Annotated in this window: 26 protein-coding genes and 1 tRNA gene; 16 read left to right on the forward strand and 11 right to left on the reverse strand. The window is 69.0% G+C overall.

Annotated elements, in window-relative coordinates; translation table 11 throughout:
• Window positions 1–4: 4 nt before the first annotated feature.
• The 12 genes from OG555_RS15580 to OG555_RS15635 all read left to right on the forward strand — a co-directional run bounded on the left by OG555_RS15580 (window position 5) and on the right by OG555_RS15635 (window position 13996).
• On the forward strand, window positions 5–1192 hold the full coding sequence (locus OG555_RS15580) for a hypothetical protein (RefSeq protein ID WP_329483602.1): 1188 nt from the start codon (window positions 5–7) through the stop codon (window positions 1190–1192).
• Window positions 1189–1800 (forward strand): acyltransferase, encoded by a 612-nt coding sequence (locus tag OG555_RS15585; protein ID WP_405070585.1) that lies wholly within the window; start codon window positions 1189–1191, stop codon window positions 1798–1800. Before OG555_RS15580 ends, OG555_RS15585 begins: the two co-directional genes overlap by 4 nt.
• Window positions 1797–2888 carry a DegT/DnrJ/EryC1/StrS family aminotransferase gene (locus tag OG555_RS15590; RefSeq protein WP_329484826.1) on the forward strand — a complete coding sequence of 364 codons (1092 nt, stop codon included), beginning with the start codon at window positions 1797–1799 and terminating at the stop codon, window positions 2886–2888. Before OG555_RS15585 ends, OG555_RS15590 begins: the two co-directional genes overlap by 4 nt.
• Before the next feature lies 1 nt (window position 2889).
• Entirely contained in the window at window positions 2890–3897 is a 1008-nt protein-coding gene (locus OG555_RS15595) for a Gfo/Idh/MocA family protein (protein ID WP_329483603.1), read from the forward strand.
• Complete coding sequence (wecB, locus tag OG555_RS15600) at window positions 3894–4946, forward strand: non-hydrolyzing UDP-N-acetylglucosamine 2-epimerase (RefSeq protein ID WP_329483604.1); 1053 nt, start codon at window positions 3894–3896, stop codon at window positions 4944–4946. The genes OG555_RS15595 and wecB overlap by 4 nt, the downstream gene beginning before the upstream one ends.
• 4 nt (window positions 4947–4950) lie before the next feature.
• The gene (locus OG555_RS15605; protein ID WP_329483605.1) at window positions 4951–6150 is read left to right on the forward strand and encodes an acyltransferase family protein; all 1200 of its coding nucleotides are present in this window, start codon (window positions 4951–4953) and stop codon (window positions 6148–6150) included.
• A 25-nt stretch (window positions 6151–6175) separates the two neighbouring features.
• Window positions 6176–7477 (forward strand): nucleotide sugar dehydrogenase, encoded by a 1302-nt coding sequence (locus OG555_RS15610; protein WP_329483606.1) that lies wholly within the window; start codon window positions 6176–6178, stop codon window positions 7475–7477.
• On the forward strand, window positions 7474–10092 hold the full coding sequence (locus OG555_RS15615; protein WP_329483607.1) for a glycosyltransferase family 4 protein: 2619 nt from the start codon (window positions 7474–7476) through the stop codon (window positions 10090–10092). Before OG555_RS15610 ends, OG555_RS15615 begins: the two co-directional genes overlap by 4 nt.
• An 11-nt stretch (window positions 10093–10103) precedes the next feature.
• The gene (locus OG555_RS15620) at window positions 10104–11267 is read left to right on the forward strand and encodes a glycosyltransferase (RefSeq protein ID WP_329483608.1); all 1164 of its coding nucleotides are present in this window, start codon (window positions 10104–10106) and stop codon (window positions 11265–11267) included.
• Window positions 11268–11346: 79 nt separating this feature from the next.
• Complete coding sequence (locus tag OG555_RS15625) at window positions 11347–11514, forward strand: hypothetical protein (protein ID WP_329483609.1); 168 nt, start codon at window positions 11347–11349, stop codon at window positions 11512–11514.
• Window positions 11515–12079: 565 nt separating this feature from the next.
• On the forward strand, window positions 12080–13060 hold the full coding sequence (locus OG555_RS15630; protein WP_329483610.1) for a hypothetical protein: 981 nt from the start codon (window positions 12080–12082) through the stop codon (window positions 13058–13060).
• Between the two features lie 210 nt (window positions 13061–13270).
• Complete coding sequence (locus OG555_RS15635; protein WP_329483611.1) at window positions 13271–13996, forward strand: hypothetical protein; 726 nt, start codon at window positions 13271–13273, stop codon at window positions 13994–13996.
• Here OG555_RS15635 and OG555_RS15640 read toward each other — a convergent pair.
• A complete protein-coding gene (locus OG555_RS15640) occupies window positions 13951–14802 on the reverse strand; it encodes a helix-turn-helix transcriptional regulator (RefSeq protein ID WP_329483612.1) in 852 nt (283 codons plus the stop codon). The genes OG555_RS15635 and OG555_RS15640 overlap by 46 nt on opposite strands.
• 101 nt (window positions 14803–14903) lie before the next feature.
• Here OG555_RS15640 and OG555_RS15645 point away from each other — a divergent pair, with 101 nt between their 5' ends.
• Entirely contained in the window at window positions 14904–15650 is a 747-nt protein-coding gene (locus tag OG555_RS15645) for an SDR family oxidoreductase (protein WP_329483613.1), read from the forward strand.
• Between the two features lie 5 nt (window positions 15651–15655).
• Here the strand turns inward: OG555_RS15645 and OG555_RS15650 are convergent, their stop codons facing one another.
• Entirely contained in the window at window positions 15656–16165 is a 510-nt protein-coding gene (locus tag OG555_RS15650; protein WP_329483614.1) for a hypothetical protein, read from the reverse strand.
• A 20-nt stretch (window positions 16166–16185) separates the two neighbouring features.
• On the opposite strand from OG555_RS15650, the gene OG555_RS15655 reads away from it, so the two are divergent.
• Both OG555_RS15655 and OG555_RS15660 read left to right on the forward strand, forming a co-directional pair.
• Window positions 16186–16512 carry an NUDIX hydrolase gene (locus OG555_RS15655; RefSeq protein ID WP_329483615.1) on the forward strand — a complete coding sequence of 109 codons (327 nt, stop codon included), beginning with the start codon at window positions 16186–16188 and terminating at the stop codon, window positions 16510–16512.
• Window positions 16513–16580: 68 nt separating this feature from the next.
• A complete protein-coding gene (locus OG555_RS15660; RefSeq protein ID WP_329483616.1) occupies window positions 16581–17096 on the forward strand; it encodes a hypothetical protein in 516 nt (171 codons plus the stop codon).
• Window positions 17097–17253: 157 nt separating this feature from the next.
• Here the strand turns inward: OG555_RS15660 and OG555_RS15665 are convergent, their stop codons facing one another.
• From OG555_RS15665 to OG555_RS15705, 9 genes are all read right to left on the reverse strand, one after another.
• A complete protein-coding gene (locus OG555_RS15665; protein ID WP_329483618.1) occupies window positions 17254–18147 on the reverse strand; it encodes a carbohydrate kinase family protein in 894 nt (297 codons plus the stop codon).
• A 369-nt stretch (window positions 18148–18516) separates the two neighbouring features.
• Window positions 18517–19146, reverse strand: coding sequence for a 3-oxoacid CoA-transferase subunit B (locus OG555_RS15670; RefSeq protein WP_329483619.1), 630 nt, complete (start codon window positions 19144–19146; stop codon window positions 18517–18519).
• A gap of 2 nt (window positions 19147–19148) precedes the next feature.
• Window positions 19149–19907 (reverse strand): CoA transferase subunit A, encoded by a 759-nt coding sequence (locus tag OG555_RS15675; RefSeq protein WP_329483621.1) that lies wholly within the window; start codon window positions 19905–19907, stop codon window positions 19149–19151.
• Between the two features lie 121 nt (window positions 19908–20028).
• On the reverse strand, window positions 20029–20961 hold the full coding sequence (locus tag OG555_RS15680) for a tetratricopeptide repeat protein (protein ID WP_329483622.1): 933 nt from the start codon (window positions 20959–20961) through the stop codon (window positions 20029–20031).
• Window positions 20962–21004: 43 nt separating this feature from the next.
• A complete protein-coding gene (locus tag OG555_RS15685; protein WP_329483623.1) occupies window positions 21005–21706 on the reverse strand; it encodes a carbohydrate-binding family 9-like protein in 702 nt (233 codons plus the stop codon).
• Complete coding sequence (locus tag OG555_RS15690; protein ID WP_329483624.1) at window positions 21699–22175, reverse strand: hypothetical protein; 477 nt, start codon at window positions 22173–22175, stop codon at window positions 21699–21701. The genes OG555_RS15685 and OG555_RS15690 overlap by 8 nt, the downstream gene beginning before the upstream one ends.
• Before the next feature lie 18 nt (window positions 22176–22193).
• Window positions 22194–22823 carry a lipoyl(octanoyl) transferase LipB gene (gene lipB, locus OG555_RS15695; protein ID WP_329483625.1) on the reverse strand — a complete coding sequence of 210 codons (630 nt, stop codon included), beginning with the start codon at window positions 22821–22823 and terminating at the stop codon, window positions 22194–22196.
• 51 nt (window positions 22824–22874) lie between these two features.
• Window positions 22875–22951: transfer RNA gene (locus OG555_RS15700), tRNA-Pro, on the reverse strand.
• A gap of 9 nt (window positions 22952–22960) precedes the next feature.
• Window positions 22961–23914, reverse strand: coding sequence for a metallophosphoesterase (locus OG555_RS15705; RefSeq protein ID WP_442914531.1), 954 nt, complete (start codon window positions 23912–23914; stop codon window positions 22961–22963).
• 32 nt (window positions 23915–23946) lie between these two features.
• Here OG555_RS15705 and OG555_RS15710 point away from each other — a divergent pair, with 32 nt between their 5' ends.
• Window positions 23947–24414, forward strand: a complete 468-nt coding sequence (locus OG555_RS15710) for a GatB/YqeY domain-containing protein (protein WP_329483627.1) — start codon at window positions 23947–23949, stop codon at window positions 24412–24414.
• The last annotated feature ends 14 nt before the right edge of the window (window positions 24415–24428 follow it).

The following is a 24428-nucleotide window of genomic DNA, read 5'->3' on the forward strand; positions in this document are numbered from 1 at the left end:
CACGATGACGGTGACGCGTTCGATTCGCGAGCACCTGCCGGCGCCACTTGCCCGGACCGCGGGAGCGGTCCGGCGGCGCCTGCGGGGCTTGCGGTACTCGTACGCGCAACTGCCGGCGTTCCCGCCGGTGGCGACGACGCGAGTGCGGATGCTGGTCGGACCGACCAACTCCGCCGGGCAGGGGCACGCCTGGGCACAGGCCGCCAAGACCCTGCCGGACGTCGACGCCGTCTCGTTCTCCTTGCACCGCAAGGGCCAGTTCCAGTTCCAGAACGACTACGGCGTACCGCTCGCGTGGTTCGGCCAGCCTCGTTGGCAGCGCGCACAGCAGCAGCACGTCCTGGCGTCGTACTCGCACGTGATGGTCGAGTCGCTGCGGCCGATCCTGGGCTCGCGCGGCTACCCGGACGCGGCGGCCGACATCGCCACGATGCTTGACCAGGGCATCAACGTGTCCCTGCTGTTCCATGGCTCCGACATCCGCCTGCCCAGTCGGCACGCGAAGCGTGAGCAGTGGTCTCCGTTCACCCCGGGCGACGAACTGACCGAGCGCCTGGAGAAGCAGGCCCGCCGGCATGCCGAGCTGATCGACAGCCTCGGCTTGCCGGTCTTCGTGTCCACGGTCGACCTGCTGGACGACGTACCGGACGCGCAGTGGCTCCCGGTCGCGATCGACCCGGCGCCGTGGCAGCAGGCCGCTCGCCCGCTGTTCTCCGGCGAGAAGCCCGTGATCGCGCACGTTCCGTCGAACGCGAAGCTCAAGGGCACCGAGGAGATCGACGCCGTCCTAACCGGTCTGCACCAGAGCGGTCAGATCGAGTACCGGCGCATCACCGGAGTCGCCCACGATCGGATGCCGAGCGTCATCGGCGACGCCGACATCGTTGTCGACCAACTCCGGATCGGCCTGTACGGCGTGGCGGCCGCCGAAGCCCTGGCCGCCGGGCGGATCGTGGTTTCGTACGTCGGTGACGCGGTGCGCCACCGGGTGCGTAGTCTGACGGGGCGAGAGGTGCCGATCGTGGAGGCGGATCCCGACACCCTGGGTGACGTCGTGACCGGCCTGATCGCCGATCGTGACGCCGCCGCCGAGCGGGCGGCCGCCGGCCCCGGCTTCGTGGCGGAGCTGCACGACGGACGCCGCTCGGCCCAGGCACTCACCAGCTGGCTCATTGCGAAGGAGATCTTGTGACGTCCCGCATCGCGCCCTCGGCCGACGTCGACGACAGCGCCCAGATCGGCGACGGTTCGTCGGTCTGGCACCTGGCCCAGATCCGCGAGAACGCGGTCCTGGGGAAGAACTGCATCGTCGGCCGCGGCGCCTATGTCGGGACCGGGGTCCGGATGGGCGACAACTGCAAGATCCAGAACTACGCCCTGGTCTACGAGCCCGCCTCGCTCGAGGACGGCGTGTTCATCGGACCGGCCGTGGTGCTCACCAACGACTACTTCCCGCGCGCGGTGAACCCGGACGGTTCACCGAAGAGCGGGCACGACTGGGAACCGGTCGGCGTGACCATGAAGGAAGGCTGCTCGCTGGGGGCGCGCAGCGTCTGCGTGGCGCCGGTCACCATCGGTCGCTGGGCCACCGTCGCCGCGGGTGCGGTGGTCACCAAGGACGTGCCAGACTTCGCGCTGGTCGCAGGCGTTCCGGCCCGCCGGCTCAAGTGGGTCGGCAAGGCCGGAGTTCCGCTGCTCGACGTCGGGAACGGCGAGTGGAAGTGCCCGAACACGGGCGAGACATACATCGAAACCGACGGACGGCTGCGGCCGGCCGGTGAAGACATGGAGGAGAACTGATGGTGCAGCCGATTCCGGCCGCGAAGCCGATCATCGGGAAGGAGGAGCGCGAGGCCGTGGACCGTGTCATGCAGTCCGGCATGCTGGCCCAGGGCCCCGAGGTGGCGGCGTTCGAGCAGGAGTTCGGCGCAGCGCTGGTCTCCGGCCGTGCGTGCGTCGCGACGAACTCGGGCACGTCAGGCCTGCACCTCGGCCTGCTGGCCGCGGGCGTCGGACCGGGTGACGAGGTCATCGTTCCGTCCTTCACCTTCGCCGCGACCGCGAACAGCGTCGCGCTGACCGGCGCCACCCCGGTGTTCGCCGACGTCGAGCCGACGTACTTCTGCCTGGACCCGGCCGCGGTCGAGGCCGCGATCACCGAGAAGACCAAGGCCGTCATGCCGGTGCACCTGTTCGGTCACCCGGCGAACATGACCGCCCTGCAGGCGATCGCCGACAAGCACGGCATCCAGATCTACGAGGACGCCGCGCAGGCTCACGGAGCGACCTGGAACGGCGCGCAGGTCGGCACCTTCGGCGAGTTCGCGATGTTCAGCCTCTACCCGACCAAGAACATGACGTCCGGTGAGGGCGGTATGAACTCGGTCGCGAACGCCGACCTCGAGCGCCGGATGCGGCTCTTCCGCAACCAGGGCATGCTCAAGCAGTACGAGAACGAGGTCGTCGGCCTGAACAACCGGATGACCGACCTGCACGCCGCGATCGGCCGGGTGCAGCTGGGCAAGCTGGCCGGCTGGACCAAGCAGCGGCAGGAGAACGCGGCCTTCCTGGACGCGAACCTGCAGGGTGTCGGCATCCCGGCGGTCGCCGCCGAGGCGACCCACGTGTACCACCAGTACACGATCCGGGTGACCGAGGACCGCGACGGCTTCGCGAACGCGCTGCGCACCGAGTACGGCGTCGGCTGCGGCGTCTACTACCCGATCCCGAACCACCGGCTGCCGTCGTTCAAGCGTGAGCTGGACCTGCCGGAGACCGAGAAGGCCGCGGCCGAGGTGCTCTCGCTGCCGGTCCACCCCTCGCTGTCCGAGGACGACCTGAACCGGATCGTGGCCGCGGTGAACACCGTGGCGAAGGCTGGTGCGTGAGATGGCGAACCTGCGAGCCGGCCTGATCGGCCTGGGCATGATGGGCCGTCACCACGCCCGCGTGCTGGCCTCCCTCGACGGCGTCGACCTGGTCGCCGTCGCCGACCCGGGTGGTGACAAGTTTGGCGTGGCCGGCGGCCGTCCGGTGCACGAGACCATCGAGCAGTTGATTGCCGAGGGCATCGACTACTGCATGGTCGCGGTGCCGACCCAGTACCACGCCGAGATCGCGAAGGCGCTGGCCGAGGCCGGCGTGCACGCGATGATCGAGAAGCCGCTGGCCGGTTCCTCGTCCGAGGCGACCGAGATCGCCAAGGCGTTCGAGGCCGCCGGCGTGGTCGGCGCGGTCGGTCACATCGAGCGGTACAACCCGGCGCTGCAGGCGCTGCGGGTGCGGCTGGAGAACGGTGAGCTGGGTGACATCTACCAGATCACCACCCGTCGCCAGGGCCCGTTCCCGTCCCGGATCGCCGACGTCGGCGTGGTGCTCGACCTGGCCACCCACGACATCGACCTGACCGCGTGGGTGACCCAGTCGCCGTTCGTCACCGTGTCCGCGCAGAGCGCGCACAAGTCCGGCCGGCAGTACGAGGATCTGATCGCGGTCACCGGCAAGCTGGCCGACGGCACCGTGACCAGCCACCTGGTCAACTGGCTGTCGCCGATGAAGGAGCGGCTCACCGTCGTCACCGGTGAGAAGGGCGCGTTCATCGCTGACACGCTGACGGCCGACCTGTCCTTCCACGCCAACGGCACCGTCGCCACCGCCTGGGACGACGTCGCGCACTTCCGCGGTGTCAGCGAGGGTGACATGATCCGGTACGCGATCAGCAAGCCGGAGCCGCTCCGCACCGAGCACGAGGCGTTCCGTGACGCCGTGCTCGGCAAGGAAGCCGACATCGTCACGCTGCAGCAGGGTCTGACCACCGTCAAGGTGGCCGAGGCCGTGATCCAGTCCGCCGCCGAGGACCGCACGATCCAGGTCGCCGGGGAGTCCGCCCAGTCATGAAGGTCCTGAGTGTCGTCGGGGCTCGCCCACAGTTCGTGAAGCTGGCCCCGGTGGCGGAGGCGTTCGCCGCCACCGACCACCAGCACGTGATCGTGCACACCGGGCAGCACTACGACAAGAACATGTCCGACGTGTTCTTCGCCGACTTGCGCATCCCGGCCCCCGACGTCCACCTGGGCGTCGGGTCCGGCAGCCACGGGGTCCAGACCGGTGCCATGCTGGCCGCGATGGACGCCGTACTGGACGAGCACCAGCCGGACTGGGTGCTCGTGTACGGCGACACCAACTCGACGCTGGCCGGGACACTGTCGGCGGTGAAGATGCACCTGCCGGTGGCGCACCTGGAGGCCGGGCTGCGGTCGTTCAACCGGCGGATGCCGGAGGAGCACAACCGGGTCCTGACCGATCACGCCGCCGACATGCTGCTCGCCCCGACCCAGGTGGCGATGGACCACCTGGCCAACGAGGGCCTGAAGGACAGGGCCCGGCTGGTCGGCGACGTGATGACGGATGTGTGCTTCCGGGTCCGCGACGCGGTGCAGGACAAGCCGCTGGACCTGCCGTTCAAGCGTGGCGAGTACGTCGTCTCGACGATCCACCGGGCCGAGAACACCGACGACCCGGCCCGGCTGGCCGCGATCGTCGACGGTCTCGCCGCGGCCGGCGTACCGGTGCTGCTGCTCGCGCACCCGCGGCTGGTGGCCAAGTGCGCGCAGTACGGGATCAAGCTGGAGCGTCCGGACGGTTCGCTGCACGTCCGGGAGCCGCTGGCCTACCCGGAGATGGTCGCGGCCGTGCTCGGCTCGGCCGGTGTGGTGACCGACTCCGGGGGTCTGCAGAAGGAAGCCTTCCTGCTCGGCCGGGTGTGCACGACGCTGCGCACCGAGACCGAGTGGGTGGAGACGGTGGAGGACGGCTGGAACGTCCTCACGTCAGATGTGAGCAAGTTGCCCGAGCTGGCCGCCCGGCCGGCTCCCGCGGGGGATCGCCCAATGCCCTATGGCGATGGCCAGGCCGCCGGCCGGGTTGTCGCCGCCCTAGCGGAGTAACCACATGACGAAGGCCGCCGAAGAAGACCAGCAGCAGCCGCCGACACTGGCGGCCGACGTGGCGACCCCGCCACCCGGCGCGCCTGTCAGTGCCTTCCCGGGGGAGTCCGGCCCGCCGCCGACCTCCCCCAGGGGACGGTTGCCGCGGGTGGAGTCGCTCACCGGTTTGCGTTGGTGGGCGGCGTTCTTCGTGTTCTGCCACCACATGACCAACCTGGCGCCGCTGCCGATCTTCGACTTCCTGAAGTACGGCACCTCCGGGGTGACGTTCTTCTTCGTGCTGTCGGGTTTCGTGCTGACCTGGTCGGCGCAGCCGGGGACGAAGATCCGGACGTTCTACCGGCGCCGGTTCGCCCGGATCGTCCCGCTGTACCTGTTCACCTTGCTCCTGGCGTTCTTCGTCTTCTACCGGGTCGACCCGCCGGCGGGGATGTCCTGGATCAAGCCGATCTCGATGACCGTGCTGGTGCTGTCGGCGTTCCTGCTGCACGGCTGGTCGAACAACCCGGCCATTCTGTACGGCGGCAACCCGGCCGGGTGGACGTTGTCGGTGGAGGCGTTCTTCTACGCGTACTTCCCGTTCGTCTGGCGGGCGACGCGGAGGCTGAAGACCTCCGGTGGCCTGATCCTGTGTGTCGCGGTGATCGGGCTCGGCGGGGCCTATCGACTGGCCTTGTTCCATTACAAGGACGTCGTCCCGGTGCTACCGCAACCAGTCCTGCACTCGGTCGCGTTCCTGTTCGGTATCGGCCTGGCGATCGCGCTGCGGTCCGGCTGGAAGCCGCGGATCCCGGTCTGGTTCGCGTTCGGGGTGACCATCGGCGGGCTGCTCCTGCTGTGGTACTCCGGCTCGCACCCGGCCAAGGTGCCGTTCGCGATCACCATGGGCCTGTGCCAGAAGGAAATTCTCACGCTGCTGTACGGATTCCTGATCCTGGCCGTCGCGTCCCGGGACATGCGCGGTGGCCGATCCCTGCTGCGCAGCAGGCCGCTGGTCGCACTCGGCCAGTGGTCGTACGCGTTCTACCTCATCCACGCGACCATCCTCTACGCGATCAAGGAGTACCACGGTGTGGCCGGGCCGATCGGCTGGTCCAACCTGACCTGGTACGCCGGTGTCCTGATCATCTCGATCTTCGCCTCGTGGCTGCTCTACAAGTTCGTCGAGCGCCCGATGGAACGGAAGTTGCGAGGCCCCCGATGAAGAATCACTACCTAGTGGAGTTCCTGTGCGTGTCAGTGTTGTTGCCTTAGGCAAGATCGGACTGCCGCTGGCGGTCCAGTTCGCGGCCAAGGGTCATCAGGTCGTCGGTGTCGACATCAACCCGAAGACGGTCGAGCAGGTGAACGCCGGGCAGGAGCCCTTCCCGGGTGAGGCCCACCTGGCCGAGTTGCTCGCCGAGACCGTGGCCGACGGCCGCCTGCGGGCGACCACGGACTACGCGGACGCCATCCCCGGCAGTGACGCGGTGGTGCTGGTCGTGCCGCTGTTCGTCGACGAGAACACCGGTGAGCCGGAGTTCGGCTGGATGGAGAGCGCGACCCGCTCGCTGGCCGAGCACCTCAGCCCGGGCACCCTGGTCAGCTACGAGACCACCCTGCCGGTCGGCACCACCCGGAACCGGTGGAAGCCGCTGCTGGAGGAGGTCTCCGGCCTGACCGAGGGCCAGGACTTCCACCTGGTGTTCTCGCCGGAGCGCGTACTGACCGGCCGCGTCTTCGCGGACCTGCGCAAGTACCCGAAGCTGGTCGGCGGTCTGTCCGAGGAGGGCGCCAAGCGCGCCACCGCGTTCTACGAGGCCGTGCTGGACTTCGACGAGCGTCCGGACCTGGAGCGCGCCAACGGCGTCTGGGACCTGGGTTCGGCCGAGGCGGCCGAGCTGGCGAAGCTGGCCGAGACCACCTATCGCGACGTCAACATCGGCTTGGCGAACCAGTTCGCCCGGTTCGCCGGCCAGAACGGCATCGACGTGCACCAGGTGATCGAGGCGTCGAACTCGCAGCCCTACAGCCACATCCACCGGCCCGGTATCGCGGTCGGCGGCCACTGCATCCCGGTCTACCCGCGGCTGTACCTGTGGACCGACCCGGAGGCAACCGTTGTCCGCGCCGCCCGCGAGGCGAACCTCGGCATGCCGGAGTACACCGTCGGCCTGCTCGAGGGCGCGTACGGCGATCTGACCGGAGCCAAGGTGGTCGTGCTCGGTGCGGCGTACCGTGGTGGTGTCAAGGAGACCGCGTTCTCCGGGGTCTTCCCGGCTGTGGAGGCGCTGAAGGCCCGAGGCGCGGAGGTGTCCGTGCACGACCCGCTGTACGCCGACGAGGAACTCCAGCAGCTCGGCTTCACGCCGTACGCGCTGGGGACGCCGGTGGACGCTGCGGTGCTGCAGGCGGACCACGCCGAGTACGCGCAGCTGACCCCGGCCGAGCTGCCGGGCGTGCAGGTGCTCGTCGACGGCCGTGACCGGACCGACCCGGCCCGCTGGGCGGGCGTCCGCCGGATTGTGATCGGAAGGTCGGTCAGCCAGTGACAACTGCCGACCTGCGGGTCGTGATGATGGTCGCCAACGACGTCACCAACGACAGTAGGGTCCGCAAAGAGGCCGCAGCACTGGCCGAGACCGGAGCAGAGGTGACTGTGCTCGGGGTCTCGGACAGTGGCCTGCCGTCGAGGGAGCTGCTCGACGGTGCGCTGATCGTCCGGGTGGCGGTGCCGTTCTCCCTGCGGGAGGAGCGGAAACGCAGCCGCACCGCGCGCCGGGACTGGCGGCCGCCGTTGGTGGGGTACAGGTACCGATCGACGTACGTCGCCCGCAGCCAGCGGATCCAGGCCGAGCTGAAAGAGCTGAAGGCCGACTCCGGGCACGCGATCGCGCGCGCCAAGGCGGGCAAGGGCAATCCGGTCAAGTTCAAGCTCGGCGTGGCCACCCGGCTGCTGCGACGATCGCGCTGGCAGGGCGCGAAGAAGGCGACCTGGGTGCGCAAGGGCGTCGGCAACACAGCCGACGGCCCGTTCAAGTTCGGATGGCGCGCGTATGACGGGGTGATCCACCGGCTGGGCTGGCCGGCGCCGTGGCGCAAGCTGCACCCCGAGGCGCTGGACCTGGAGATCGCGTTCGGCGATCTGATCGACCGCCTCGAGCCCGATGTGGTGCACGCGCACGACATGCACGTGATCGGTGTCGCCACCCGCGCCGCCGGCCGCGCGAAGCTGCGCGGCAAGGACCTCAAGGTCGTGTACGACGCGCACGAGTACGTCGCCGGCCTGTCCCGGTACGGCGCTCGCACCCGGCGCTCGATCGCGGCCTGGGCCAACCACGAGCGTGAGTACATCAACAACGCGGACCGGGTGATCACCGTCAGCCCGGCGATCGCGCAGCGGTTGCAGCGCGAGCACAAGCTCGACCACGAGCCCACCGTGATCATGAACACGCCGAATCCGGCGGACGTGTCGGTCGAGGTACCGGACATCCGCACCCGGCTCGGTCTGGCCTCCGAAGTACCGCTGCTGGTCTACAGCGGTGGCGTCACGAAGGCGCGGGGCATCCAGACCGCCGTACAGGCGTTGGTCGACCTGCCGAACGTGCACCTGGCCGTCGTGTGCGTGCCCGGTGTCGCGACCGACGCCGTACGCGACCTGCAGGCACAGGCCGTGGCGCTCGAGGTTCAGGACCGGTTGCATTGCATCGACCCGGTGAAGCCGGACGAGGTGGTCGCGTTCCTGCGGACCGCGGACGTCGGGCTGATCCCGATTCTGCGCTACCCGAGCCACGAGATGTCGCTGCCGAACAAGCTGTTCGAGTACGCCTTCGCCGGGCTCCCGGTGGTGGTCAGCGACATGCCGAGCATGAAGGAGTTCGTCGACCGGGTCCGGATCGGCGAGGTGTTCGTCGCGGCGGACGCGCACGATCTCGCGTCGAAGGTCCGCACGGTCCTCGGCGACATCGACACCTACCGCGAGCGGGTGGCCGACCCCGGCTACCAGCAGGAAGTGTCCTGGGCCGGGCAGGCGGCCAAGCTGCGCGGCGTGTACGGCGAGTTGGTCGGCCGGTCGCTGGAGGTCGTCCAGCCGGGCGGCCGCGTGATCAAGAAGCAGCGGCGGCTGTTGCTCGGCCCGGTCAACAGTGCCGGTCAGGCGTGGCTGTGGGCGACCGCGCTCGAACGTGAGGTGCCGGATCTCAAGGCCGAGTCGCTGACCACGGGCAGCGGCGCGTTCGACTTCCGCGTGCACCGCACCGGGACCTACCGGCAGTACCGGTCCGACCTGCGCTGGCAGCTGGAGCTGACGGCGTACGCGTTGCGCGAGGTCACCCACGTGCTGTTCGAGGCCGGCCGGCCGATGTTCGGCCAGCAGCGCGGGCAGATGTGGACGAACGACGTACCGATGCTGGACCAGGCGGGGATCAAGCACGGCCTCGTCTTCCACGGGTCGGAGATCCGCGATCCAGCGCAGCACCGGGCGCGGTACCGGTGGTCGCCGTTCCGCAACCCGGATGACGAGCTGACCTCTCGACTGCAGTCGGCGAACGACCTGATGCGCAAGCACCTGGACGGGTACGAAGGCCCGATCTTCGTCACCACGCCGGACCTGCTGGAGTTCGTCGAGGACGGCATCTGGCTGCCGCTGACCGTGGACGTCGGGGAGTTCGCGTCGACCCAGCCGGTGCTCGAGCGTGAGGTGCCGGTGGTGCTGCACGCGCCGTCGGCGTCGGCTCTGAAGGGCTCGGCGTACGTCGACCCCGTGCTGACGGACCTGGATGCGCGGGGGCTGATCGAGTACCAGCGTGTGCAGGGTGTCCCGCACTCCGAGTTGGCCGAGATGGTGAAGAGCGCCGACATCGTGGTCGACCAGCTGCTGCTCGGCTCGTACGGCGTCTTCGCGTGCGAGGCAATGGCGGCCGGGCGGGTCACCGTCGGGCACATCGCGGACCCGGTCCGCGACCTGCTGCCGACCGGCCTGCCGATCGCGGAGGCGACTCCGGACGACCTGTCGGAGGTGATCGAGCGGCTGGTCGCCGAGCGCGACACGGCCCGCAAGATCGCCGACGCCGGGCCGGAATACGTCCGTGAGCTGCATGACGGGCACCGGTCGGTGGAGGTTCTGCTGCCGTTCGTCAACAACGACCTCGAGGCCGGCGGCAAGTAGTGCGGATTCTGATGATCGCGCAGTCCCCGATCGCCGGGGACTCGCGCATCCTGCGGGAGGCGACGGCGCTGGCCGCGGCCGGTCACGTGCTGCACGTGATCGGCCGGGATGTCCCGGAAGGCTTCGAGGTCGGTCCGGGCATCACGGTCGAGTCCGTGTCCCGCTCGGCCGGGCTGCGGACCGGCAACGGCGGTCTTGCGGTCGGCCACGGCCGGAGCGGGCCGAAGGTGCTGGTGCAGCGGTTCGGCCGGTGGCTGCTGCTGCCCGAGCACCGGAACCGGACCGAGAAGCAGTGGCGCGTCGCGGCCGCTCCTCGAGTGGCCGCCGCGGGACCGTTCGACGTCGTGCACGCGCATGACTTCAACACGCTCGAGCTCGCGGCGGAGTACGCCGAGAAGTGGTCGGCGAAGTTGGTCTACGACACCCACGAGCTGTGGTTCGACCGCGCGCTGCCGGGACGGCCGACGCCGCTCTGGCGTGCGCGTGGGCGTCGCTTCGAGGTTTCGCTGGCCTCGAAGGCTCGGCTCGTCATCACTGTGTCCGATGGGATCGCGGCTCGGCTGCGTTCCCGGGGATTGCCGGACGTCCGCGTCGTACGCAACACGTTCCCGAAGCCGGACGAGGTGCCACCGCCGCTGGATCGGCCGGAGGGTCTCTTGTACGCCGGTCGCGTCGGTGCCGGCCGGGATCTGCCGACCGTGGTCGCGGCCGCGCGTGAGCTCGCGCCGTTCCGCACGGTCCTGATGGGGTCGGTGGATCCCAACTACCGCTTGGATCTGGGCCCGGTGGAGACGGTGGCGGAACGCTCGATCGACGAGGTCGACGACACCCTCCGCTCGTACGGCATCTCGCTGGTCACGCTCACCAACACCTGCGAGAACCACCGGCTTGCGCTCCCCAACAAACTCTTCCACGCCGTCCGCGCCGGCGTCCCGGTCGTCGCCGCCGACCTCCCCGAGATGCGCGCCGTGGTGACCCAGTACAAGCTCGGCACCTTGTACGAGCCCGGCAACGCGCCGTCGTTGACCGCGTCCGTCCGGGCCCTGATCGAGAACTACACCACCTACGCCGACGGAGTCCGCTCCGCCGCCGCAGAACTCAACTGGGAAAAGGATTCGGCGGCCCTCGTCACCGCTTACGCCGACCTCACCTACAACAACCAGCCCCAGCGCTGACTTCTGACGTATCCGTGGGTGGATCGTTCGCCTCCAGCGCGTCCGGGCAGTCGGCCGTGTTCTAGCGGTTGCCGCTGGGATGGGGAGGATCTCGTCCCGGATCGGGTGGAAGATCGTCCCCAGCCTGGGCCGGGCGGCCGGCCCGCGGGTCTCGGCCTGGGCGGACGTGGCGCACTCACCAACCCGGTCCCTCAGCCACCGAGTACTCGCGGCCGAGCGGGGCATCGCTGACATCGCGCCGCTGTGAGTGGTGCAGGTCCGGTCAGCGGCGCGGCACCCCACACCCGCCACCCCCGCCCGGGCGGAGGTGGGCGGACTTCCAGGCCATCACAGTCACCCAGACGCTGCGACCGCCCGTGGGAGGCCGTCGTCTTGGCCTCGTTGTGATGGCCTGGCGATCCGGTCGACGGCACGGGCGAACACCCGCGGAACCGACCGGAGCGCCGGATATCCCATGGAGTTGTCGGTTCTCCTCCCGTAACGCGAGGAGAGAACCGCCACCGCGATGGGTTATCCCATCGAGTGATCGGGCGCGGTCAGCGGGAAGCCTCGACCTGGGGTAACCGCCCGATCCGGTCGTGCCTGTAGTCGGATCTAGTAGCGACGTGTTCTCCGACTCCTTGCCCGTGCCGGTGAAACTGACCGGATCCCAGGCGCGTGTATCCCGGCCAGGGCCTATTCTGTGGACAGATCCGATCCGCTCGGTCACTTCTTGTGCACATCACGGGAAAGACTTCGCCCGCAACTTTCTGTGTTCGCCTCGTATCAAGGTCTGTGGAGACGATCCACAACTCGAGGGGAACTGGGGACAGATGAAGCGACAGATGCTGGTCTGGACGGGGAGTGCGGTGCTGGCGGTGGCAGCGCTGGCTCCTGCGGCGGCCCATGCACAGGGACCGGACCCGACGGGCGCGGAGGCGACGGTGCCGGGGACGAGCAAGAAGATCACCGCGGCGGCAGCCAGTGCGTGCTTCGTCTGGCAGGGCTCGGTGACGGCGACGGGGCAGCACGGCTTCGCGGATCCGACCGCGACCACGCCGCCGACGGTGCCGGACAAGTGGGCCACCGACGGGGTGTACAAGCCCGGGCAGATCCGGCTCAGCGCCCGCCAGACGATCGAACCGAATATCGCCGGCACCGACCGGTCCGGGTACGTCGTCAGCGGCGACACGCTCTACTGGAGTTTCTACTCCGTCGACGGCACCGGCGAGATCGACCCGGCCGGCCCGCCTGCGCTGCAGCGGATCGGCGCAGGCTGGAGAAGGTTCACCTTCCTGGAGAACTCGGAGTACGAGAGCCCGGACGGCCAGACGCCGAAGGTCTACCACTCGAACGCCTACGCGCTGCGCAACGACGGCGTGCTGTACCGCTGGAATGTGACCGGTAGCGGCTGGAAGGCCACCGGCTCGTACCCCGGATTCGCGTCGGTCAAGACGATGACGCTGATCGCGAAGACCCGCACGTACGACACGTTCCTGGCGAATACCCGCGGCGGCGCCCTCTACACGATCCGGATCCCGTTGACCTCGCCGATGAAGCCGATCATCAAGCAGGTCCGGACCCGCACCTGGCAGGGCTTCGAGACGCTGTCGGCGATGGATTGCGGCCAGTACGGCACGCTCCTGCTCGGCATCGACAAGGACACCAAGAAGGGTTACCTGTACGCCGTCGGGCACGCGAACGGCCTGTCGACGGTGGTCCAGTCCCGCGGCGAGGCGCCGGGCACGTTCGACGCCCCGGTCGACTTCCGCTGGGTCCCGATTTCGCTCTACGACACCGCCAACGGCGAGTAAGGACACCACGATGCTTCGCAAGACCATCGGGGCGCCGGCGCGGCCGGGCTGGTACTGACCCTGGGGCCCACGCTCCAGCCGGCGACCGCCGCCCCGGCCGCACCGACGGCGGTTGCGGCGGCCTGTGCGCTCGGGCTCGGCTCGATCACCCAGGACTGGGGTCACAACAGCCGGGTCGTCACCGCCACGGCGCCGCCGACGGTGAGTCCGGTGATCTCCACGCCCAACATCTACACACCGCCGTACGACGTCGGCCAGCCGACCACGTTCACCGCTGTTCCCGCGGGCGCGGGCAAGACGACCCGGACCGGCAAGGTCGTGTGGGGCTCCGGCTACCTGATGGAGAGCTCGTACACCATCGGCGTGGGCGGCAAGCTGGTCGGCACCCCGGTGTTCCGCCGGATCGGCAACGGCTGGGGCGGGCGGTTCCTGATCCAGTCGCAGTACAAGGCTTCGGCGTCGAGCAAGCCGACGCGGACGATGCTGTACCAGCAGGACCAGTACGGAAAGTTCGGGCGCTGGACCGATGCCGGTCAGGGGATCCGCAACACCGGGTACGTCACCGGGATGAGCGCGATGAAGTCGTTCGCGCTGATCGCCACGACCCCGACGTATGACACGTTCCTGGCCAACAACCGCGCCGGCCGGCTGTACACGGTCAAGATCCCGGCCACCACCCCGCTGAAGCCGATCATCACGCCGGTCCGCACCTCGAGCTGGCAGATCTTCGAGCAGCTCATCGCGGCCCCGTGCGGCAAGACCGGATCGATCGTGCTCGGCATCGACCGGGACACCCGCACCGGCTACCTGTACGCCGTCGGCCACGCGGCCGGCACCAAGACGGTCATCAAGGGCCTCGGCAAGGTCCCCCTCACCTTCACCGACTGGAACTACTTCCGCTTCGCCCCCTCATACGACCCACTCAACGGCGCCTGAGCCGCGAGCAGGGTCTCCAGGGCGGCCTGGGTGGTGGGGTCGGCGGGGGTGTAGGTGAGGACGAACTGGCCGGGGTCGGCGGGGAGTTGGAGGGACTCGAGGGAGAAGCTCAGGCGACCTGCGATCGGGTGGTTCAGGGTCTTCGGGCAGTGGGAGCGGTTCTGGACGTCCTGGGAGGTCCAGAACCGGTCGAAGTCGGGGCTGGCGGCACGGAGTTCGTCGACGAGTGCCGCCAGCTCCGCGTCCTCCTCGCCGTACTCCGCCGAGGTCCGCCGCAGCAACGCGACCGCGTCCCGCGCCACCATCTCCCAGTCCGCGTAGAACTCCCGGGACGCCGGCTCCAGGAAGTACTGCCGGGCGAGATTCCGCGTCCGCGGATCGTCGAAGTCCGCGATCACCGCGATCGCCCCCCGATTCCACGCCAGCACATTGCTCAACCGATCGACCACGAGCGCCGGTACGTCGCGCATCGCCTGGATCATCGCCTCCAACTGCGGCCGTACGACGGTCCGCGGCGGGAGAGCCGGCGGGGTCGTGCACGCCAGCGAACGCAGGTGATCCCGCTCAGCCTGATCCATCCGCAACGCATCCGCCACCGAGGTCAGAACCGCGACGGACGGATTGTCGGCCCGCCCCTGCTCGAGGCGGATGTAGTAGTCGACACTGACGTTCGCCAGCAGTGCGACCTCTTCCCGCCGCAGACCGGACACACGCCGATCGCTACCGGGCTGTAACCCGACATCCTCCGGCCGCACCCGGGCGCGACGGGTCTGCAGGAACTCTCCGAGCTCTGATCGCGCACTCACCTGACCAGTATCCCCAGCGCCCGAGTGACCTGGGTAGTACTGCCAGACCTACGGTGAAAGCGGATCTTCTCCGACCTCGCTGCCCGGCGGAGCGTGGAGCCATGACCATTTCACGCATCGCCCTTGTCACCGGCGCCGCCAGCGGGATCGGCGCCGCCATCGCAACCCGCCTCGCCGCCGACGGCGCCTCGGTCGCCCTGTTGGCTCGCCGTCGTGACCGGCTCGAGAAGGTCGCCGCCCAGATCGCCGAGTCCGGCGGTACGGCGCTCGTCGTACCGGCTGACGTCACCGACCCGGACTCCGTGGCTGAGGCGGCCGCCGTAGTGCAGGAGCGCTTCGGGGACCTGGATCTGCTGGTGAACAACGCCGGCCTGATGAAGGTGGTCCCGTTCGGCGACGCGCCCGCCGCGGACTGGCGGCGTACCGTCGACGTCAACCTGTCCGGCGTCGTCACCGTCACGCATGCGTTCCTGCCGGCGTTGAAGCGGTCGGCGGCAACGAGGACCACCGATCTGATCAACGTCTCGTCGGCCGCCGCGCAGCGCTTCCTGCCGGGGATGGCGGCGTACGGCGCCTCGAAGGCAGGAGTCAGCTACCTCACGCGGGCGCTACGGACCGAGCTCGCCGGGGAGGGCATCCGGGTGACCAACCTCGAACCCGGCATGGTCGACGGCACCGAGCTGGCCGACGACTTCCCGGCCGAACTGCGGTCGATGGTCGACGACCTCCGCACCAGCCTGCCGGCAGTCCCCGCGGCGGAGGTCGCGGACCTGATCGCGTACGTCGTCGGCCGGCCGCGCGAGGTCAACCTGCCGGACCTGCTCATCCAGCCGTCGCGGGAGGTCTGAGGGCTCTAGGCAACGAGATGCAGCTTGATCGGTGCGACGCCGATCTCGATGCGCTGCCCCCAGCCGACCGCCAGGGTGTCGGACTCCATGCCGTCGCCGAAGACCACCAGGTCGGACTCCGCGGTGATGGCCAAGGTGTCCGGCGCTTTGAGCAGACCTTCCGTACTGTCGGTTCCGGTCGCCGGCGACGGCCAGGCTTCACGGACGAACCAGCACAGGGCCGGGTCGGTCGGTGCCGGCAGGGCCAACGGACTGTGGCGCTCCTGCCACGCTGACCGGCACCAGCCCGTGGAACCGGTGCCGGTTCCGACGAGGATCCCGGACGACGACTGCCGCGCCGGCAGCCCGTCCGGCGAGCTCAGCCGATACCGCGCCGACTGATGCGAGTGATGGCCGACGTAGACCTCGTTGAGTGCGATCAGCTGCTGCCCGTCATCGGTGCTCGCGGCAACCATCGTGCGTTCGACGACGTGTTGCGCGACCAGCAGCCCGGTGATCGCGGCCGGACGCGGCATCGGCGAGCTGGGTCGGGGTCGTGGAAGCGCCGGACGATCCGGGCCGGCTCGCGTTCGACCACCACCGGATCCTCGCCGACGGTGTCGAGCGCGCCCGGGCCAAGCTCGAGTACTCACCGCTCGCGGCGGCCTTCTGCCCGCCCGAGTTCACCATCTCCGAGCTGCGTGGCGAGTACGAAGCGGTCTGGGGTACGCCGCTGGACCCGCGCAACTTCCATCGCACGGTCACCAAGACCCCCGATTTCGTCGAACCGGTCGGCGCCACCACCCGCGACGGCGGCCGCCCGGCCCAACTCTTCCACCGCGGTACCGCCACCAGGCTCCACCCACCGATGACCCGGGGTTGAATCGTGGTCCAGGATCCGGTGTGGACGGCGGATTTGCGCTGTCCGAACAGGCCCCTAAAGTGCTCCACATGCCGGCACACGTGTTCGTCGACGAGAGCAAGACCAGAGGTCTGCTCATGGCGGCAACGGCGTGCGGCGCCGCAGAAGTCAACGCGCACCGTCGCACGATGGCCAGCCTGCTGCTGCCTCGCGAGCGGAGGATCCACTTCACCAAGGAAGCCCCGGCAAGGAGGCGAAAGATCCTCGGGGTCATCGCCGAGTTCGATCTGGCCGTACGCCTGTATCAGGCGGAGAAGAACAACGCCGCGGGTCGCAAGGCCTGCCTGATCGCGGTGGTCCGGGACATTGCCGACTCGGCCGAGCGCCTCGTGATAGAGCGCGACGAGACTACGACCACTTTCGACAAGCAGGTGCTGTTCCATGCAGCGCGTGAGCACGGGTGCTCCGACAGCCTGCAGTACGAGTTGCTCGCGGCCCACGCGGATCCGTTGTTGTGGATTCCGGACGCAGTGGCCTGGTCCTGGGTAAAGGGTGGCGAGTGGCGCGAGCTGGTCGCGCCGTACTCGACCCTGGTCCGGGTCTAGACACGCGAAACCCGGCTCGCCAACCGTCCGGATGACTGCCGGGTTCACTTCCCAAGGGCTACTGCCCCGAGCTGTACACAACTGTACACACCCTTGGCGTTCCCATGCCACGTTCGTCGAGGCCAGGGTCGTGCGGCACTCGGAGCCTGACGCGGCTTTATCCGTGCTTTCTACTTCGAACAGCTAGTTCCTCGGCGGTGATCAGGTCGGTGTGGGTGCCGGGGGAGCCGCAGGCCCAGGCGCCCGCGATCGAGCCGGCGACGGCAGCGTCGTACCAGGTGACGCCGTCGAGGTACCGCGCCAGGAACGCGGCGACGTAGGCGTCGCCGGCGCCGTTGGTGTCGATCACCGGCCGGTCGGGGAGCTGGATGGCCGGCAGGTGCTGTGCGGGCTGGTTCCGGACGTACAGGTAGCTGCCGTCGGCGCCGGCCATCGCGACGACGACCTCGGCGCGGCCGTTGGCGAAGATCCAGTCGACCGCGTCCGGCGGTAGCGCGCTGGTCGAGACGAAAACGATGTCGGCCGCTGTCGCGAAGTCCTTGTGGTAGTCGTTGCGCCCGTCCCAGTCGTGCAGGTCGGTCGAGATCGTGCAGCCGACGGCGATCGCGTCGCCCAGGGCGTAGCGCGCGAAGTCCATGATCGAGACGTGGACGTGCTGGGAGTGGACGACGTTCAGCCGCCACAGGTCGGGGTCGACCTGCAATCCGGGTGGGTGCCGGGCGTCGTACAGGGAGAGGCGCTGGCCGTCGGGTGCGACCAGGTTGACCGATCTGCGGGTGCCGCTGGGGTGGAGCGCGACGTGCAGGGGGAGGCGCAGTTCGTCGTACGCCCGGCGGATGCGATCGCCCTCGGCGTCGGCGCCGATCACGTCGACCAGGGCGGTGCGCAGGCCGAGCAGGTGGCAGCCGAGGGTGACGCCGTGGCCGGTGTGGCCCAGGTACGACTCGATCGGCTCGACCCCGATCGTCTCCACCGTCGCCAACGGCAGGCTCGGCACACGCACGATCGTGTCGATCCCCACTCCACCGATCACCAGCACATCCAGCTCCACCCGTCCCGTATACCCGACTTTCGACAGGGATGACAGGTGTCTTTCGGTAGCTGAACACAACCTGTCCGTACGGCAGGCTCGCTCCATGCCCACCTGACGCTTCTGTTCACCCCTGCCAGTAGCGCCGGTGGGCGCGGTGGACTACGCGCCGGGGGCTTGAACAGGTCGTCGTTGGCTTGAACAGGTTATTGCCTGTCGCAGCCCCCTGGTTGGGGTACACGGTCCCGGAGCGTGGTTGTTTCGACCAACACCTCCGCGACCGCACCGCCGGTCTCCAGACACCCACCGGTCAGTACGCGGACCGGAGCCGGGCGAGCTCGTCGTACCGCCAGGCCAGCACTGGGCTGACCTGGCCGTACGCGGCGGAGCCTATTGCTTGATCGGGGCTCCGGTCTTCTCCTGCAGTTCGTCGAAGCTGACGCCGTCGGCGAGCTCGACCAGTTGCAGCCCGTCATCGGTGATGTCCAGCACGGCCAGGTCGGTGATGATCCGGTTGACCACGCCACGGCCGGTGTACGGCAGGTCGCACTCCTCCAGGATCTTGTGCGAACCGTCCTTGGCGACGTGCTCCATCAGCACGATCACCTTCTTGGCGCCGTGCACCAGGTCCATCGCGCCGCCCATGCCCTTGACCATCTTGCCGGGGATCATCCAGTTGGACAGATCGCCCTTGGCCGAGACCTGCATGGCGCCCAGGATGGCCGCGTCGATCGCGCCGCCGCGGATCATCCCGAACGACAGCGCGGAGTCGAAGAACGACGCCCCCGGCAGCGTCGTGACGGTCTCCTTGCCGGCGTTGATCAGGTCCGGGTCCTCGTCCCCCTCGACCGGGTACGGGCCGACGCCGAGGATGCCGTTCTCGCTCTGCAGGACGACGGTGACGCCGTCGGGGATGTAGTTCGGGACCAGGGTCGGCAGGCCGATGCCGAGGTTGACGTACTCGCCGTCGGCCAGCTCGGCGGCGGCCCGGGCGGCCATCTGCTCACGGGTGAGTGGCATGCTCAGGCCTCCTTCTTCTGGACGGTGAGCTTCTCGATCCGCTTTTCGATGTTTTTGCCAACGGCAACTACTCGCTGGACGTAGACACCCGGCAGGTGGATCTCGTCGGGGTCCAGCTCACCAGGCTGGACCAGCTCCTCCACCTGCGCGATGGTGACCCGCCCGGCCATCGCGGCCAGCGGGTTGAAGTTGCGCGCGCTGCGGTCGAAGACCAGGTTGCCCTGGGTGTCGCCCTTGAGCGCGTGCACCAGGCCGAAGTCCGTGGTGATCGACTCCTCCAGCACGTAGGTCGTGCCGCTGATCTCCCGGGTCTCCTTCGGCTCCGAGGCCTTCGCGACCGAGCCGTCGGGGTTGTACTTCTGCGGCAGCCCGCCGTCGGCGACCTGGGTGCCGACGCCGGCCAGCGTGAAGAACGCGGCGATTCCGCAACCACCCGCGCGCAGCTTCTCGGCCAGCGTGCCCTGTGGGGTCAGCTCGACCTCCAGCTCACCGGACAGGAACTGACGGGCGAACTCCTTGTTCTCCCCGACGTACGACGAGGTCATCTTGGCGATCCGCTTGTCCGCGAGCAGGATGCCGAGACCCCAGTCGTCGACGCCGCAGTTGTTCGACACCACGCTGAGCCCGGTCACCCCCTTGTCGTGCAGAGCGGTGATCAGCTCCATCGGGTTGCCACACAGCCCGAAGCCGCCGACCGCAAGGCTCGCGCCGTCCCCGATGTCGTCCACCGCGGCCTGCGGCGAGTCGTACGTCTTATCCATCAGCTGCTCCGTTGCAGTCACAATGCTGGGTCGCTCCCGACTCTAACCAGCCCGCTGCCCTCCCGCGATGTGGCCGCCGCCACAGATGTAGCGGCGTACCACTGGGATATGTGGTCGGGTGCTATGCGGAGGCTTCGGACGCGTTCAGCACTGCGAGTTCGTGCAGGGCTTCGGAGTGGGCGTCTTCCAGCTCGGGGAAGGCCAGGACCGAGGAGAGGTGGGCGCGGGCCGCGGGGAGGTTGCCGGAGTGCCGGGCGGTGCGGGCCAGACCGAGCCGGGCGGCCGCCACGGTTTCCGCGAAGTCGGCGTGCTCGCCGATGGCCAGAGCACGGCTGTAGTCCTCGTGAGCGTCCTCCAGCTTGCCCAGGGCCCGGTAGAGGTCGCCGCGCTCACACAGCAGCCGCGCGGTCTCCTCACCCAGGCACAGCTCCTCTGCCAGCCGCAGAGCGTCGGTCGTCAGGTCCAGCGGCTCGTCGACCACCTGCCGGAGTGCGGTCAGGGCGAGGAACATGCCCCAGCGGTCCTCGAGCATCCGGAAGCGTCCGAGCGCTGTACGTAATGCCTGGGCGGCATCACTCGGCGCTGCGCGCGTGAGACCCGGGTAGCCTCGGCAGAGCTCGACGGCGGCGCGGGCCCAGGCGTCGCCGGACTCGTTGCGCTCCAGGACGTCCTCGACCACGGCGGCAGGCTCGAACGGTCCGAACACCAGCGACCACAGCAGCACGGTCACGGAGTACCGGAACGGTCCGGTCGCCGTCAGCACGATCTGCTGGGCCAGCTCCACCTGCTCCTGCTCGGCCGACGCGGCTCCGTGGATGACCGCCAGCAGGTACTCCTCGTCGAGCCCGACCGGCACGGTCCGGCCCAGCATGCTGAGCACCCGCTCGGCGGCCGCGGCGGCCTCGTCCTGCAGGCCGCGCGACCACCAGTACGCCGAGTACCGCGCCACCAACCGGAGGGCGGTCCGCAGGTCGCTCTCGCACGCGCGTTCGATCGCGCTGACGACCTGGTCGCCCTCGAGGTGGTTCAGCTCGCCGGAGCCCCCGGAAGTCACGTAACTCATTGTTACTCGGGCCTGTGAACGCCATGCCACCGGGTCAGAAACGGAGGACCCCCCACCGGTCCGGCCGGTGCATGTCCTCGATGTACTGCGGCGACCACACCCAGAACTCGATGCCGTCGCCCTTCACGTACGCGCCGTCGACCACCTCGACCGGCCACTCGCACCGCATCAGGTTCATCCGCCACTCGTCACCCGGGTTCGGCGGGGTCGCCCGGCCCGCGTTGTACGACGCCAGGTCCGCCCACGGTACGGCGAGCTCCACGGACCACGCGGTGTCGGTGTCGGACGGGTCGTTGACCGTTCCGTCGAGGTGGATCGCGGTCCGCAGCCCGGGCAGGTTGGTCGGGTCGATCGGTACGCCGCCGTCGACGTACGGCTTGGGCAGCGTGAGCTCCCAGATCGTGCCGAGCGGGTTGATCTCGAACTCGTAGTAGTTCTGGCCGTCGCCGTCCGGGTCGAGGAACAGCTCGAAGTTGTTCTCGTGGAAGAGCTTGCTGTTCTTCTCGGTCATCGTCGACCAGAGGTGCGGCTCCTCGAGGACGCCGCCGACGTACAGATACTCGTCGTCGTACATCAGCTTCGCCCGGGTCCCGAACCGCGGCGCCGGGCCCTCGCCGGCGATCGGGACGAAGTCGGTGGTCCAGGGGGCGACGCCCCAGGCGGGGTCGGTCAGGGTGCCGTCGAGGTTCGGCGCGGCCGGGGTCCGCGGGCACTCGTAGACGGGCAGGTCAGGCATCGGCACGCTCCAGCAGTCGGGCGACGAGATTGGCGAGCAGGAAGGTGATCGCGGTCAGGACCGGGACGACGGCCAGGGTCCACGGCGAGTCGAGGTTCCCGGTCAGGAAGGCGAGGACGAGGACCAGCATGAACGCGACCCCGAGGAACGCGATCAGCCGGGGGTGCGGCACCGCCAGCCGGCTCAGCGCGAGCCCGCCGAGGACGATGGTCACGACCACGATCAGGACCAGCAGCGGCAACCCGAGGGCACCGCAGTTCGTGGTGTCGCGGAACCGCTCACAACTGCGCTCACTCAGCCACACCAGCGCGATGGTCGCGAACCCGCACAACAACCCCACGACGGCCAGGATCAGCAGCGGCGGCAACGGCGGCGCGTCGAACCGGCCCTCCTCGGCCTCGTCCTCGTCGGCGGCCTCCAGAATTGCCTCGAGATCCTCGGGCATCCGGCTGTCGTCGTCCTGACTCATTGCCGCAGGCTATCGGGATTACGCGGCTCCCAGGGAGTCCGCGATCGCGTCGCGGACCTCCGCGTCCGTAGGGGTGGCGATGCCGCGCTCGGCCGCGAGGTCGGCGAGCGAGACCATCGTGACGTCGTGCAGCCCGCAACTCGTGAACGTGTGAAACACCGTCATGTCCGGATCCACGTTCACCGAGAACCCGTGACTGGTCACGCCACGCCGGATTCGCATCCCGATCGAACACAGCTTCCGGCCGTCCTCGGTCCACACCCCGACCAGACTGCTCGCCCCCTTCGGTGTGTCCCGTCGTACCAGCGGGAAGCCGAGAGAGCCGAGCGCGTCGATCAGCCCGTTCTCGACCCACCGCACGATGTCCACCGGTCCGCGCGACTTCAGGTCGACGACCAGATACCCGACCAGCTGTCCCGGCCCGTGGTACGTCGCGAACCCACCGCGATCGACCGCGACGGCCGGGATGCCGGCCGTCTCCGCGGGCAGATCGTCGAGCCCGGTCCGCGGCCCGTACGTGATCACCGGCGGATGACTCAGCAGGAAGAGCCGGTCCTCGGCCGCCCCCGCCACCCGCTCCTCGACCCAGCCACGCATCTCCTTGGCCGCGACCTCGTACTCCAGCTCACCCAGATCAACCCGCTGCATGACGCCAGCGTAGACAGCACAAAGGCGGTGACCGGAGTCACCGCCTTGTGTTGGTCGGGCTGACAGGATTTGAACCTGCGACCTCTTCGTCCCGAACGAAGCGCGCTACCAAGCTGCGCCACAGCCCGAAGTCGCCGTTAGCTTACATGCGCCGACCGTGGGGACGAAATCGGGTTTATCCGCGGCACCAGAGTGAGCAATGTCGCCTCCGGCCGGCAGGCGAACCGGACCGGCGCGTACGGCGAAGTGCCGAGACCCGCGGACACGTGCAGAGCCGCTTGGCGGCCGTTGTGGCCCCACGTGGACAGGCCCTTCACCCGCGACGTGTCCAGGTCGCAGTTCGTCACGAGGGCGCCGTACAGCGGCACGGCGAGCTGGCCGCCGTGGGTGTGGCCGGCCAGGACCAAGGGATATCCGTCGCCGACGAAGCCGTTCAGGACGCGCTGGTACGGCGCGTGCGTGACGCCGATGGACAGGTCGGCCGTCGGATCGATCTCACCCGCGACCTCGTCGTACCGGTCGCGCTTGATGTGCGGGTCGTCGGTGCCGGCGAAGTCCAGCCGCAGTCCGTTGACCTTGACCGTCGCCTTGGCGTTGTTCAGGTCGGTCCAGCCGGCGCCGGTGAACGCGCGCCGCATCTCCTCGTACGGCAGGTCGGGGCCGTGCGGCTTGTGCCGCTGCTTGTGGGCCGGCAGCAAGTACTTGCCCGGGTTCTTGAAATGCGGCTTCCAGTAGTCGTTGGAGCCGAACACGAACACCCCCGGCACGTCGAGCAGATCGCCGTACGCGCGGAGCAGTGGCCGGACCGAATCCTCGTGGGAGAGGTTGTCGCCGGTGTTCACGATCAGGTCGGGCTCGAGCGCGGCCAGACCGTTGACCCAGTTGATCTTGCGCTCCTGGGTCGGCCACAGGTGCAGGTCGGACAGGTGCAGCACCTTCAGCGGGGTGGATCCCTCCGGCAGCACCGGCACCGTCACTCTGCGCAGTGTGAACCAGCGCACCTCGACGCCGGCCGCGTACGCGACGCAGACGGCGCCCACGGCACCGACGACCGCCGTGGCCTTGAGGGTGGTGGTGGCAATCCCGCGCAGACTCATTTCACCAGCCTGCCACAATCTCAGGTATGTCCAACTCCGGAATGAAGCAGCGCCTGCACGACGACATGACCGCCGCCCTGAAGGCGCGCGACGAGATCCGCAAGTCCACCCTGCGGATGGCGCTCACCGCGGTCACCAAAGAGGAGGTGGCCGGCAAGGAGGCCCGCGAGCTCTCCGACGCCGAGGTCGTCGACGTCCTCAGCTCGGAGGCGAAGAAGCGCCGTGAGTCCGTCGTCGCCTACCGCGAGGCCGGCCGCACCGAGCTCGCCGACAAGGAACAGGCCGAGGCGGACATCCTGGCCGAGTACCTGCCGGAGCAGCTGTCCCAGGAGGAGATCGTCGCCCTGGTGACCGAGACCATCGCCAGCACCGGAGCCGCCGAGCTGGGTCCCCGCGGGATCGGCAAGGTGATGGGCGCCCTCCAGCCCAAGATCAAGGGCAAGGCCGACGGCGGCGTCGTCTCCGCCGAGGTGAAGCGCCAACTGGGCGCCTGACGCAACGACGACGA

It is taken from the genome of Kribbella sp. NBC_01484 (assembly GCF_036227145.1).
Classification (GTDB): Bacteria; Actinomycetota; Actinomycetes; order Propionibacteriales; family Kribbellaceae; genus Kribbella.